This is a genomic window from Bacillus sp. S4 (assembly GCF_040838205.1).
Taxonomy (GTDB): Bacteria; Bacillota; Bacilli; order Bacillales; family Bacillaceae_G; genus Bacillus_A; species Bacillus_A cereus_U.
The window spans coordinates 1-13,602 of sequence record NZ_JBFPJI010000079.1; the positions used below are offsets into that span (position 1 = coordinate 1).

Below are 13,602 nucleotides of genomic sequence, written 5' to 3' on the forward strand. Positions count from 1 at the left end.
GCTCAAAACCAACCTTTAGGAGGAATTTTAATATGTTATTAATCGGCACAGAAGTAAAACCGTTTAAAGCTAATGCTTACCATAATGGAGAATTTATTCAAGTTACTGACGAAAGTTTAAAAGGAAAATGGAGCGTAGTTTGTTTCTACCCAGCAGACTTCACATTCGTTTGTCCAACTGAACTTGAAGACTTACAAAACCAATACGCAACTCTAAAAGACTTAGGCGTTGAAGTATACTCTGTATCTACAGACACTCACTTCACTCACAAAGCATGGCATGATAGCTCAGAAACTATCGGCAAAATCGAATACATTATGATTGGTGACCCAACTCGCACAATCACTACAAACTTCAACGTTTTAATGGAAGAAGAAGGTCTTGCTGCTCGTGGTACATTCATCATCGATCCAGACGGCATTATCCAATCTATGGAAATCAATGCTGACGGTATCGGCCGTGACGCAAGCATTCTTGTTAACAAAATTAAAGCAGCTCAATACGTACGTAACAACCCAGGTGAAGTTTGTCCAGCTAAATGGCAAGAGGGTTCTGCAACACTTAAACCAAGCCTTGACCTTGTAGGCAAAATCTAAGGAGTTCGATCAAAATGATACTAGATGCAGATATAAAAACACAACTATCCCAATACCTTCAGTTAATGGAGAACGATATTTTACTTAAAGTAAGCGCAGGAGACGATAACGTATCTAAAGATATGTTATCTCTAGTAGATGAATTAGCTACTATGTCATCTAAGATTACAGTAGAAAAAGTTGAACTAGAGAGAACACCAAGCTTTAGCGTAAATCGCCCTGGCGAAGACACTGGTGTCGTATTCGCTGGTATTCCATTAGGACACGAATTTACTTCATTAGTGTTAGCTTTACTACAAGTTAGTGGACGTGCTCCAAAAGTTGAACAAAAATTAATCGATCAAATCAAAAACATTCAAGGCGAATATCATTTTGAATCTTATATCAGCCTAAGTTGTCATAACTGTCCTGATGTTGTACAAGCTCTTAACGTGATGAGCGTTCTAAACTCTGGTATTACACATACTATGATTGATGGCGCTGCATTCAAAGAGGAAGTAGAAAGCAAAGACATCATGGCAGTACCAACTGTTTACCTAAACGGTGAATCTTTCGGAAGCGGTCGTATGACACTTGAAGAAATTTTAGCTAAAATGGGTAACGGTCCAGATGCATCAGAGCTTTCTGATAAAGATCCATACGATGTTCTTGTTGTTGGTGGCGGCCCAGCTGGTGCAAGTGCAGCAATTTATGCAGCACGTAAAGGCATCCGCACTGGTATCGTTGCTGAGCGCTTCGGTGGTCAAGTAATGGATACTATGGGTATTGAGAACTTCATCAGCGTAAAACGCACTGAAGGTCCTAAGCTAGTAGCAAGCCTTGAAGAGCACGTAAAAGAATACGACATCGATGTAATGAATCTACAACGTGCGAAACGTTTAGAGAAAAAAGAACTTATTGAAGTGGAACTTGAAAACGGCGCTATTCTGAAAAGTAAGAGCGTAATCGTTTCAACAGGTGCTCGCTGGCGTAATGTTGGCGTACCGGGTGAAGCTGAGTTCAAAAACAAAGGTGTAGCATACTGCCCACACTGTGACGGTCCATTATTCATCGGAAAAGATGTAGCGGTTATCGGCGGTGGTAACTCTGGTATTGAAGCAGCTATCGACTTAGCAGGTATTGTTAAGCACGTAACTGTTCTTGAATTCATGCCAGAATTAAAAGCTGATGCTGTATTACAAGAACGTCTTAACAGCTTACCTAACGTAACTGTTCTGAAAAACGTTCAAACGAAAGAAATCACTGGTACTGACAAAGTAAACGGTATTTCTTACATCGATCGTGAAACTGAAGAAGTTCATCACGTTGAATTACAAGGTGTATTCGTTCAAATCGGTCTTGTGCCAAACACAGACTGGTTAGGCGAAACAGTTGAACGCGTTCGCGGTGAAATCGTAACAGACAAGCACGGCGCTACAAACGTACCAGGAGTGTTTGGTGCTGGTGACTGTACAAATAATCCGTACAAACAAATCATCATCTCTATGGGTTCAGGTGCAAATGCAGCTTTAGGCGCATTTGATTACTTAATCCGTAACTAATTATATAGACGTGAGTTTTACAAAAGCAGGTGCCAAGGCACCTGCTTTTTTTATAATCCTAATGTATAAACTAAAAATCTCTCATTCCCATTCTTATCATAAGCACCCGGTAATCTAACTTCTCTCTTCAATTCAAAAGCAGTCTGATTCTCCAAGAAGAAAATATAATCTTCAGAAGGGTAGTATAAAATAATATCCACTTTCCTCTCTATTTCCTCTACCGAAAGCAAAATGTTATTTACTACATTCATAAACACTTGGACAGAAAATGGATTGAAGAAATAAAACCGGTTATCACGTGGATCAATCTCATATTCCTGTGCTAAACAACATTCAAATTGAATTTTATCTTTACTGTTTCTTACCTTCCTTGCATAACGCTCACGGTTTTCCATTGCTTCTTTATAAAACGCTTCATTCATTTCAATTCCAACCGCTGATGCATCGCACTTATGATGCATGTAAAAATTCAATCTCCCTTTTCCACACCCAAAGTCTACAATTCGATCGCTACTTTTTATTTCATATTGATTCAATAACTCATCCAACCCGCTATACGGTGTCGGTTCATAACGGTGATAGTGCATAGATTTATTAAACCCTTTTTGCTCACCAACGGTTTTTATATTTAATACAGCATCGTAATATTGTTCGTTCATTTTTTTCTCCTATTAACAAATGGTACTTATTATTATACACCATGTACTAGAGGAGAATTTTTCATCAAATTAATTGGTACGTGAAATTATATCGCCGCAAAATCGAATATATCGACTTAACGACAAATTCCTACAAAAAACAGGAGCTTTCTAGCCCCTGTCTTCCAGCACTTTCAATACAGTCTGTTTCAATATTTCTACTCCATCCATTATACAGCTATGATCAAACTTCATATACGGATGGTGTAATCCAGGTTGTAAGTTCGCCCCTAGTCCAAGCATGACAGCTTTTAAATGCGGTCTCTTCACTGTGTAGTAATGGAAATCATCGCTTCCTGTCGTATACAGTGGTCCAGTACATCCCTCTTCCCCGTATACTTCAAGAATACCTTTTCGCATGAAACGCTCAGCTTCTTCTGACACTTCAGCTCCTGGTGCGAGATCAATCCACTCATAAGAAAGTTTAGATCCCATTGATTCAGCTGACTGAATTACTTGCTCTATTTTTCGCTTCAATTCATCTAGTAATATGTTATTTTCTGCTCTTACATCTAAACTAAAATGTCCGTTACCTGGAATAATATTTAGATTATCACCACCAGCTTGGCATCTCGTCATCTTAACAGAATAAGACGTCTGCGGCGGTAACCATATATTTTTCAATCCAATATTGATCATCGAAATGACATCAATTGCATTTATACCTTGATGCGGGCGTGCCCCGTGTGCATCATCTCCATGAATCATCCCTTCTAAAAATCCTGCTGCTCCGTGACGAATAGATGGTGCAGCTTGTTTCAAAGGCAGTTCTTCAATCGGTCTTAAATGAACACCAAATAAGAAATCAGCATCATCCACGGCGCCCTTCTCTACCATCTTTAAGGAACCATTTCCTTTTTCCTCTGCCGGCTGAAAAATAAATCTAACAGTACCGCTATCCCATCTCATATTTTTCAATTGTAAAATAAGGCCCATCACAATCGTCATATGAGCATCGTGGCCGCATGAGTGATTCGCTTTAAATTCTCCGTCTACTTCTTGCCATAGTGCATCCATATCAGCACGAATCGCGATAACTGGATTCCCTCTTCCGATTTCAGCAATCACGCCAGGGCAATCATCAAATATTTTATATGAAATTCCTTCTTCTTTTAGAAAGTTAGTAATATAAGCTGTCGTTTCATATTCCTTCCAGCTTACTTCAGGGTTTTCATGTAAATGCTGAAAAATTTCAGTTAAACGCTCTTGTAGTTCTAATGTTTTCAAAGCTTCATTCTCCTTCCCCTAATTACAAACCATTCAGATTAATTATACTTATGAAAAACAGATGTTTTTATGAACATATTGAATTTTAAGAAAAAAGTCAATTATTTATTTTTTAATACCGTTAATACCCGATTTCAACTCATCTTATAAAGGTATCCATACAAATAGAACATTCGATATTTTCTGTTTTTATGTTGACGCTTACATCTGTTTTTAGTTATTATAACTTAATAACGTCTATTTTGCGACAATTCTAAAAATACAAACATACATAATGAGGAGGCAGTTTATGAAAAGAGAAATACCTTTTGGCATAGCAATAATCCCTATTATCATTACAGTTGCAGTTATGATGGTTACAATTGTTGTATTAGAACAAAGCCCTCACGTCCCACTTATTATCGGTACAACCGTTGCTTCTATTGTCGCTTGGCGATACGGTTACAAATGGAATGACATTGAAGAATCGATGTATAAAGGAATTCGTCTCGCATTACCCGCTATCGTTATCATTATTCTTGTAGGTTTAACGATCGGTGCTTGGATTGGCGGCGGAATCGTCGCAACTATGATTTATTACGGCTTAAAACTTTTAACTCCATCACTATTTTTAGTTTCAATTACAATTATTTGTTCTATCGTTGCATTAGCTATCGGTAGCTCTTGGTCTACAATGGGAACAATTGGTGTTGCTGGAATGGGAATTGGCCTAAGTATGGGAATCCCAGCTCCAATGGTTGCTGGTGCCATTATTTCAGGCTCTTATTTTGGCGATAAAATGTCACCGCTTTCAGACACAACAAACTTAGCCGCAGGATTAACAAATACAGATTTATTCGTACATATTCGTCATATGTTATTTACTACAATTCCAGGTTTAATTATTACTCTTATCGTCTATGCTTTATTAGGAAGAAGCTTCGGTGATAACAATATTGATGCAAAAAGCATCGATCAAACGTTACAAGTATTGCAACAAAACTTTGTTATCTCGCCTTTCCTATTAATCATACCCGTAGTCGTTATGGTATTGGTCGCTAAAAAAGTACCAGCTATACCAGCTATTCTCGTAGGTATTATTTTAGGATTTTTATCACAAGTCTTTATTCAAGGTGGTTCTGTCTCAGCATCTGTCGGTGCACTCCAAACTGGATTTGTCATAGACACTGGAAACAAGCTAGTAGACGAACTATTTAACCGCGGTGGCTTAGATTCGATGATGAATACAGTCTCTATGACAATTGTCGCTATGACTTTCGGAGGAGTACTAGAACATACTGGCATTCTTCGCTCAATTGTAAATCAAATTTTAAAATTAGCGACATCATCAAAAGGACTTATCGCTTCTACTATCGCATCTTGCTTTGCAACGAATCTTACTTGCTCTGAACAATATATTTCGATTGTTGTTCCTTCAAGAATGTATGCAAATGCGTACACAGAAAAAGGACTACATTCTAAAAACTTATCCAGAGCATTAGAAGATGGTGGAACATTAACTTCTGTTTTCGTACCTTGGAATACATGTGGTGTATTTATACTCGCAACACTTGGAGTAGGCGCATTCGAATATGCTCCTTATGCTATATTGAATTTCATCGTACCTATTATTTCAATCATTTATGGTATAACTGGCTTCACAATTACGAAGCTATCGGATATTGAAAAAGCAGACCTATTGAAAAAACAAAAAGCGCAACTAGAAGCTTAAAATTTTTGAAACGAATACAATGGTAAATTCAACTCATATATTGCACGAGGGCGCCCTTGTTGATAGGGCATTTCCTCGCCGCAAATATTGGCATACCTGTAATCAACTAATTTCTTTAACAGCCTTTCCGTCGATCGCCGAGTCACTTGTAAGTATTCAGAAAGATCGGCCGCTGTAAATTTCAATGATGGATGCGACTGACTAAATTGAATAATTTTTGACAGGTTTGCAGGACTAAGCTTCGTTTCCTTCGCTATTTTCATTAATTCAGGATTATCGTTTTTTAAACTTTGTACTCTCTGTTCTTTCGGGAACGGACCAAATAATTCTTTATCACTTGTTAGTATATAAAAGCGGCGCTCTATCGGATTATTTTTTGCGAAACCTTGAGCGATTTTTGCATTTTGTTCCGCTTCATTTACTGTTTTTCCGTAACCAAATCCAATAGATACCGCTCCTTCTATATTCGTAAATAAACGATCTATTGTATTTGTTTTTGTACTCGATTCGATATCACCACGAGTTGTATACAAAATAAAAGTCATTTCATCAACTTGTTTAAATGAACCACGTAATTCTTTTGAAATTACATTTAATTGTTCAAGCGAGCTTTCTTGTAACTCTATAAAGGATATAATACAAGCACCAACAGTAGCTGAATGGCTTTTTGCTAACTCAGCTTTTATTTTTGCATCTTTTAACCCGTGTATAATTGATTGCGTCGGGTCTATCATACGCTCTGAAGGAATACCTATTTTTTGAAGTTCGTCGTAGACAGCGTGAATACTAGTTAAAGCTAAATCGACCTCTCCAGATTGATATTTAGCTAAATGAAAATCAATGATGCTCTTAATTTCATCATTACTCCATAACATATTTTCATAATCCATCACTTGCGGCGTTTCTTTCAGACCGATATCATGGAACACATTTGTAATAAACGAACGATCTACTAAATCAATTGAAATTTTATGAGGTTGGATACTTTGATGATATATTATAGAAAGGAGTGAAGATGCGACAGTTGTCTCGTCTTGCTGTAAGTACGTACTTGGAATTCGTAATTGTTCTCTTATTTCTTTTGCCATATAATAAGGTAAAGCACCTGAGAAAAAGATAACATCACAAGGTTTTAAACGCTTTAATATTTCAGAAGATTCTGCCGGGTGAAGGTAAATATATGGATCAATCTCTATCTCTTCTAGTTTATGAGCAATAGGTAAAAGATTCTCCATAAACTCTTTTGAACCGACAACTGCAATTTTTATCATCATTTTCTCTAACTCCTTATCATTAATTAACGACTATTTAACGTCAACTATATCAAATGTACAAAACCATTGTAAACAGGAAGGGGTCTTTATTCAATGAAAATTACAGCTATTCACCTTTACGCAATTCGTTTACCGCTTCGCGATCCGTTTGTTATTAGTTATGGTTCTTATTCTGATATGCCTTCTATTATCGTCAAAATGGAAACAGATGAAGGTATTATCGGTTACGGCGAAGGCGTTGCCGATGATCACGTTACAGGTGAATCATGGGAAAGTACTTTCCATGTTTTAAAACATACACTAGCTCCTGCTCTTATCGGACAAAACCCAATGAATATCGAGAAAATACACGATATGATGGACAATACAATTTACGGTATTCCTACTGCGAAAGCTGCGATTGATATCGCTTGTTTTGATATACTGGGTAAAAAATTAAATCAACCTGTATATCAATTAATTGGCGGACGCTACCATGAAGAATTTCCTGTCACTCACGTCTTAAGTATTGCAGGTCCCGAAAATATGGCTGAAGAAGCTGCCTCTATGATTAAGAAAGGTTACCAATCTTTCAAAATGAAAGTCGGTACAAATGTACAAGAAGATGTAAAACGAATTGAAGCTGTACGTGAACGTGTAGGAAATGATATCGCGATTCGCGTTGATGTAAACCAAGGCTGGAAAAATAGCGCAAACACATTAACAGCACTTCGTTCATTAGGACATTTAAACATCGACTGGATTGAACAGCCTGTTGTAGCCGATGATATTGACGCAATGGCTCATATTCGTTCTAAAACAGATCTTCCACTTATGATTGATGAAGGATTAAAAGGCTCTCGTGAAATGCGCCAAATTATTAAATTAGACGCAGCTGATAAAGTGAATATAAAACTAATGAAATGCGGCGGCATATATCCAGCTGTAAAACTCGCTCATCAAGCTGAAATGGCAGGCATTGAATGCCAAGTTGGATCCATGGTCGAATCATCTGTTGCCTCTTCCGCAGGATTCCATGTCGCTTTCTCAAAAAAAATCATTACTAGCGTCGAGCTGACAGGACCATTAAAATTCACGAAAGACATCGGAAACTTACATTACGACGTACCATTTATTCGCTTAAACGAAAAGCCGGGACTCGGCATTGAAATAAACGAAGATACATTACAAGAACTAACCGTCTTTCAAGACGTTGTACGCTAAAGGAGGACTAACACATGACGATTCTTTACGAAGGAACACTAAAACAAAACAACGATCCATTTCACGTTACATTACTATCTTTAGAACATATGGAACAAATTTTATCATTACAAAACGTTGTAGTTGAAGCGCTAGAAGATAAAGGTCGTTTACAACCACTCTCGCTAGAAGAATTTCAATACATTCTAGAAGGAAACGGAATGATGATCGGTGCCTTTATACAAAACGAGCTCATCGCATTTCGTGCCCTACTAGTCCCTCCTATCGACGATGAACATTTAGGGCTTGATATTGGTCTACCAGAAAGTCAGCTACACCGCGTCATCTATCAAGAAATCTCAAACGTTCATCCAAGCTGCCGAGGAAATGGTATGCAAAAAATATTAGCCACAGTCATCATGGATGAATTACAAAAAAAAGACAGCAAATACGATTACGTTTGCTGCACCGTTGCACCTTTCAACATTCCTAGTTTAAAGGATAAGTTCGCGCAAAGAATGGAAATTGCTGCGCTGAAGGAGAAGTATGGTGGTAGTATGCGGTATGTTTTTGTGAAGGAGTTGCGTAAGGATACAGAAAGAGATTGGACGGATGTTAAAGATATTCCGATGAGTGATGTTAGTGAAAAGCAAGCGTTACTTTCGGAGGGGTATCGTGGATATGAGATGGAGAAAATAGATGGGAATTTCGTTGTGAAGTTTGGACGATAATTCCTACACCCGTAAAAGGAGATGTCCACTGTGACATCTACTTTTACTTTCTCCTCATTCAATAATTACCTGGTAAATGAGATTATATGAGCGATTTTTTGAATATATTGACCGCAACTCCAAATATATCAGCGATTTTTGAAATATATCGACTTACCGACAAATATTTACAATAATCGCAACCTATATAAAGCGCATTACTACACCGTCATCTTCCAACTCGATAACGCTAACCAGTTTTCCATTTCCTTATAATCAGGCATTATCTTCCCAACAAGACGCCAAAAAGATCGATCATGATTTAAATGAACCATATGACACATTTCATGAACAACTACATAGTCAATTACCTGCTGTGGTGCCATCGCTAGCTTCCAATTGAATGTTAGTTGTAGATTTGAATCACAAGTTCCCCACGTACGACTACTATCTGTAATACGAATAGAACGAGGCTTTGTTTTAAAGTTGCTTTGATGTGCTTTAATACTCTTTTCTACTAATGCCTTGCACTGTTTATAGTAAAAACGTTTTAAAGCTTGTTGTATTTTCTCATCCTTAAGCTCATTCACATAAATGTGTAGCTTATCCCCTTCAAAAACTGCATTGTCTTGCGTAATACTTGCATCTTGAGAAATCTGTATCGGATACGTACTCCCTAAATACAGAAAGCCCTCTCCTTGATCATAATCCTTTTCCTGTGGTCCAAGCGCTCGCTCCTGCATTTCCTTACGTGTTTTCTGAATCCAATCCCATTTCTCCTCTAGCAACTGGACTAAGTATTCAACAGGTGTCCCTTTCGGAGCTTGCACTTCCACATTTCCATACGAATCTACAAAAAGACGCACGGACTTTTTCTTCTTATAAGTTATATGAAAATTAATTGTCTCACCTAAATATGTATGTACCATTTCATCACCTAACGTATGCGTTCATAATTATTTTTACCAATAAAAAAGAGTAGGCTACAAACGTCCTACTCTACCTATTATATCATTTACTGCTTTATCATAAATGTTACAATGCTTATTTCTTATCCTCTATAGCTTACAGCTAATCCCTTTAAGAAATTCCTTGCGTATCTATCACCGCACTCTTTGTAATTCTTATGGCCTTCTTTTCTTAATAGAGCGCTTAATTCTCCTTTTGTTACGATGACTCCTACGTCTTCTAATATATCAAGCATATCTTCACTTGTTAATGATAGTGCTATCTTCAATTTTTTTAGAACGAGATTATTAACACTTCCATTACTCTTTAAAGACATCGCTTGTCTATCCGATTGCCCTGGTTTTGGATCTTGTTTTCCTCTTTTAAAAGTAATAAAACCATTCAAAAATGACTCTAACATAACATTATTGCATTTTATTTCGTAATCATATTCAACTACATCAATATCATCAACTTCATCATAGTAACTGTTTTTTAATTTTGTCAGCATCTTTCGCACTTCTTCTTTTGTTACTTCAACGCCACCAAGTTTAAATATCTCCACCATATCTGTATCTTTTATATCCAGAGCATATCTTACTCGAATTAATATATCATTATTACTTATAGCCATTGTTTGTCCTCCTGAAATGTTGATTATAGTAATGCTTTTAGCATGTGTAAATGAATGTCGTTAAGTTACTACTTTAACATTTTAGAGGTTGGTTTTGTAGTCTTAGGTGGATTAATGATTGTGGAGGTTATGCTAAAATCCCCAAGACATTATGCCTATGGTTCAATCCCGTATTTTTTAAACCTGGTATTACGTTTATAAGACTCTTTCCCTTGCAGTATTAACTAAAAGAAAAAGCAGTGCTTTGATTTCTCAAACATACAGCTCTTTTCCCCAAAAAATATTCAATTCTTCTGCTTTTATTACAAAAATAAATAGGGACAGAGCGTATTCATTTCCACGTAAATTTCTATAAAAACAACATACTATAACAAAAAATCATCTATTTATTAAGCTTAAAATTTTTTCTAAATCACTAGATGAAAATAGGTTTGATTGAAATAAGTTTTCTGTATTTCTGTAATCCCAAGATCCAAATTCTAAGGGTTCATTAGGATTGTGTATATAAGTTACTACTTGATACGCATAAATACCAAATTCTCCTGAATAGGCAAAGTATAGTTTATATCTACTTTCATTCAGGTTTTCTCGTTTAATCCCTAATAAAAATCCTCTAATTATTTTATTATTAATGTATCCTTCAAGCTCACTAGGTATTTTTTCAAATGTATCGCTATTCGATCTTGATCTTATTTCAATAACCTGACTACAATTACCATCATAGGCAAAACGGTAACTATCAGTTTCAACAAAGTCATTTGAATCAACCCAATTTTGCTCAAGGGATCTATACGTTGCGAAGGAATCTTTGTCGATTGATTTATATCTATTTAATATTTTTAGATCTTCTAACAGAATATACTTACTTTCCAAATTCTCATCCGCAACAATTTCACCGTTATAAAAATTAAACAAAATCCCATAGTATATTCCACCATAGTTTTTATTACCTTTTTCTTTTACTGCAAATGTAGCTTTATAATCGTACGAACTTTCATCAATCCAATATTTATCTATTTTTATACATGTGGAATAATAATCTCTTTCATATTTTTCTATATTTTCTTTAAGGTGATTTTGATAATCTTCAAATAAAATGTTTCCCATATATAACCCTCCAGTATAATTTAGATATCCGATAATTATTTTATAATAATTACTGCTATCTGTTATTAACAAATTAATGGAGATTTATGAAACTCTTATTCACTAATCTGTTGTGCTGTAAAAAATGTAAAAAGGTTATCAAACAGACTGACTCTGAAATCGAAATTGCTTTCATAAAAGATTTACAAACACTTATTGCATAGCTCCAAAGAAAACCAAAGGTATTCCTCACATTAAAAGACCTGTTTTCTCAAATATTACATTCATTAATTAAAGATGCTGGTGAATTTATCAATCCTTCAAATAATTTCATAACTCAATTGATTTTTGGATAACATCAGAAATTGCACATTGAGCAAAATCATATAATAATTTAAATTAATAAATTAACATTACACTTAGGAGGAAATTTTTTGGGGAGTCAGATTCAAAACATCGCGTTTTCATGCCCAAGGTGGGCCTTATTATCTCTTTGAAAGAATTAAATATAAATTCCAAAATCCACGAACATTGAAATTACATGGGAAGCACTTTAATAAGAGAAAAGTAGAGAGGGAAATTCCTAATGAGGTAATTCAATCTCTTTTAAATTTTAATCCTACTCAATGGAAAGTGGTAACATCTGAGGTTCGAAATGATACAGGGAAATTTGTAAACGCAACCTGGGAGAAAATTATTGATAATCATAAATACTGGGTTACAATTGGCTTTGGCGATGTCGTTCAGACCATTATCAAAAAGGAAAGTGAGGGTTTCAACCCTAACATCATAAAAGAGGGATCCTTTTATAATTTCGTTTCTACTGTGAATGAGCGGTTAATGAAAGAAGATACTTAACTATACTAATGAATCTCTTATATAAAAGGCTTCTTTTGACTCTTTATTGTGCTAAAACACCCTCTCAATATTAATATTTTGATACAACTTATATATCTTAACCAAGATTATTATTATTCCATTCGTTATACCACTAGTTCAACAAAAAGAACGAATTCCTCCATTTGGAATTCGTTCTTAAGTCACTATACTAACTCTAATCCAGTGAGTTCTTCACAATGTTGTAAGTTCTAATCATGAACTCTAAAAATTCAAGTACTTAGCTTAAATTAACCTGCTTTATCTAATCACTACTAACCTTAAATATATTTCCTTCATATTCTTCACATGCCCATTCCCATTGACGTACTACTTTTTCTAGCTTTAAATTCTCCAAAGGGTTCTGAATATATTCAAACACTACGTCGTTATTCTCCTCATAAATAATACAAAGAAAATAATTGTCACCATTTATATGTGCTGCAGTATATTCATTATTGGTCATCGATATTTTAGCACCACGACTTTTAACGGACTTCACTTCTATGTAACGTTCTATCTTATCCGATGTTACACTAACAACGTCGTATCCTAGATTTTGTTTGCTTACATCTTTAGCAATATTGCCTTGCATCTCTTCAAACTCCACACATTGATGCTCTGCAGCTCGCCAACGTGTGATTGACTTTTTAATCACTTTTATATCATTACCAATTGCCGATAATAGTTCTGTCTTCACATTTTGTTGAGCATATTCGCCTTTTGAAAAATCAAATGTTACTTTACTACTCTCATTATTAGACAAAGATACATCTAAATTAAAGGAATCCTGACTTTCAACTGTCTCAAGATCATACATTTTAATAAACCACTCAATTTCACTAGAAGTTAATTGATCTTTGATATCAAGTAACAACATGTATAATACATCTTTTGAAGCTTCTGATAAATGAAATGGAATATCGTTATTCTTATAATAACAACCACTTATATCAAACTCTTCACCCGCGATCAATATCTTATTGCGAACGTTTTTAAATAAGTTTGCATATAACTTATTTAAAATTAAATCGGGTGCTTTTTCCACAAAACCAATCGTAGACAGCATCGAAATCCATTCATTAATTGAATAAGAATCTTTCGTATACTGTTTAACAA

13 protein-coding genes are annotated in these 13,602 nt (G+C 35.5%); 6 read left to right on the forward strand and 7 right to left on the reverse strand.

Features of this window, described 5'->3' with window-relative positions; genetic code table 11:
• Positions 1–32: 32 nt before the first annotated feature.
• Positions 33–596, forward strand: a complete 564-nt coding sequence (gene ahpC, locus AB3X48_RS10690; protein WP_000924419.1) for an alkyl hydroperoxide reductase subunit C — start codon at positions 33–35, stop codon at positions 594–596.
• 14 nt (positions 597–610) lie between these two features.
• On the forward strand, positions 611–2,137 hold the full coding sequence (gene ahpF / locus AB3X48_RS10695; RefSeq protein WP_002124933.1) for an alkyl hydroperoxide reductase subunit F: 1,527 nt from the start codon (positions 611–613) through the stop codon (positions 2,135–2,137).
• Between the two features lie 50 nt (positions 2,138–2,187).
• On the opposite strand, the gene AB3X48_RS10700 is transcribed toward ahpF, so the two are convergent.
• Positions 2,188–2,796, reverse strand: coding sequence for an SAM-dependent methyltransferase (locus AB3X48_RS10700; RefSeq protein ID WP_002159465.1), 609 nt, complete (start codon positions 2,794–2,796; stop codon positions 2,188–2,190).
• 150 nt (positions 2,797–2,946) lie between these two features.
• Positions 2,947–4,062, reverse strand: a complete 1,116-nt coding sequence (locus AB3X48_RS10705; RefSeq protein WP_002159466.1) for a M20 peptidase aminoacylase family protein — start codon at positions 4,060–4,062, stop codon at positions 2,947–2,949.
• Between the two features lie 289 nt (positions 4,063–4,351).
• Between AB3X48_RS10705 and nhaC the strand changes: the two genes are divergently transcribed.
• On the forward strand, positions 4,352–5,773 hold the full coding sequence (gene nhaC / locus AB3X48_RS10710; protein ID WP_002063594.1) for a Na+/H+ antiporter NhaC: 1,422 nt from the start codon (positions 4,352–4,354) through the stop codon (positions 5,771–5,773).
• Here the strand turns inward: nhaC and AB3X48_RS10715 are convergent.
• Positions 5,770–7,047: a transcriptional regulator gene (locus AB3X48_RS10715; protein WP_088098653.1), complete on the reverse strand. Its 1,278-nt coding sequence runs from the start codon at positions 7,045–7,047 to the stop codon at positions 5,770–5,772. The genes nhaC and AB3X48_RS10715 overlap by 4 nt on opposite strands.
• A 93-nt stretch (positions 7,048–7,140) precedes the next feature.
• Between AB3X48_RS10715 and AB3X48_RS10720 the strand changes: the two genes are divergently transcribed.
• On the forward strand, positions 7,141–8,250 hold the full coding sequence (locus AB3X48_RS10720; protein WP_088098652.1) for a mandelate racemase/muconate lactonizing enzyme family protein: 1,110 nt from the start codon (positions 7,141–7,143) through the stop codon (positions 8,248–8,250).
• Between the two features lie 14 nt (positions 8,251–8,264).
• The gene (locus AB3X48_RS10725; RefSeq protein WP_246907435.1) at positions 8,265–8,960 is read left to right on the forward strand and encodes a GNAT family N-acetyltransferase; all 696 of its coding nucleotides are present in this window, start codon (positions 8,265–8,267) and stop codon (positions 8,958–8,960) included.
• Between the two features lie 200 nt (positions 8,961–9,160).
• On the opposite strand, the gene AB3X48_RS10730 is transcribed toward AB3X48_RS10725, so the two are convergent.
• From AB3X48_RS10730 to AB3X48_RS10740, 3 genes are all read right to left on the reverse strand, one after another.
• Entirely contained in the window at positions 9,161–9,868 is a 708-nt protein-coding gene (locus AB3X48_RS10730) for a M48 family metallopeptidase (RefSeq protein ID WP_215597149.1), read from the reverse strand.
• Positions 9,869–9,990: 122 nt separating this feature from the next.
• Positions 9,991–10,521 carry a YehS family protein gene (locus tag AB3X48_RS10735; RefSeq protein ID WP_002010158.1) on the reverse strand — a complete coding sequence of 177 codons (531 nt, stop codon included), beginning with the start codon at positions 10,519–10,521 and terminating at the stop codon, positions 9,991–9,993.
• Positions 10,522–10,899: 378 nt separating this feature from the next.
• Complete coding sequence (locus AB3X48_RS10740) at positions 10,900–11,628, reverse strand: hypothetical protein (protein ID WP_088098650.1); 729 nt, start codon at positions 11,626–11,628, stop codon at positions 10,900–10,902.
• Between the two features lie 510 nt (positions 11,629–12,138).
• Between AB3X48_RS10740 and AB3X48_RS10745 the strand changes: the two genes are divergently transcribed.
• Complete coding sequence (locus AB3X48_RS10745) at positions 12,139–12,465, forward strand: hypothetical protein (protein ID WP_088098649.1); 327 nt, start codon at positions 12,139–12,141, stop codon at positions 12,463–12,465.
• A 283-nt stretch (positions 12,466–12,748) separates the two neighbouring features.
• Here the strand turns inward: AB3X48_RS10745 and AB3X48_RS10750 are convergent.
• Positions 12,749–13,602 (reverse strand): protein NO VEIN domain-containing protein (locus AB3X48_RS10750; protein ID WP_367959457.1); only part of this gene is annotated, 854 nt, incomplete at its 5' end.

Coding starts and splice junctions, on each gene's coding strand:
- ahpC (WP_000924419.1), top strand. CDS start 33: ATGTTATTAATCGGCACAGAAGTAAAACCGTTTAAAGCTAATGCTTAC.
- ahpF (WP_002124933.1), top strand. CDS start 611: ATGATACTAGATGCAGATATAAAAACACAACTATCCCAATACCTTCAG.
- AB3X48_RS10700 (WP_002159465.1), bottom strand. CDS start 2,796: ATGAACGAACAATATTACGATGCTGTATTAAATATAAAAACCGTTGGT.
- nhaC (WP_002063594.1), top strand. CDS start 4,352: ATGAAAAGAGAAATACCTTTTGGCATAGCAATAATCCCTATTATCATT.
- AB3X48_RS10715 (WP_088098653.1), bottom strand. CDS start 7,047: ATGATGATAAAAATTGCAGTTGTCGGTTCAAAAGAGTTTATGGAGAAT.
- AB3X48_RS10720 (WP_088098652.1), top strand. CDS start 7,141: ATGAAAATTACAGCTATTCACCTTTACGCAATTCGTTTACCGCTTCGC.
- AB3X48_RS10725 (WP_246907435.1), top strand. CDS start 8,265: ATGACGATTCTTTACGAAGGAACACTAAAACAAAACAACGATCCATTT.
- AB3X48_RS10730 (WP_215597149.1), bottom strand. CDS start 9,868: ATGGTACATACATATTTAGGTGAGACAATTAATTTTCATATAACTTAT.
- AB3X48_RS10735 (WP_002010158.1), bottom strand. CDS start 10,521: ATGGCTATAAGTAATAATGATATATTAATTCGAGTAAGATATGCTCTG.
- AB3X48_RS10740 (WP_088098650.1), bottom strand. CDS start 11,628: ATGGGAAACATTTTATTTGAAGATTATCAAAATCACCTTAAAGAAAAT.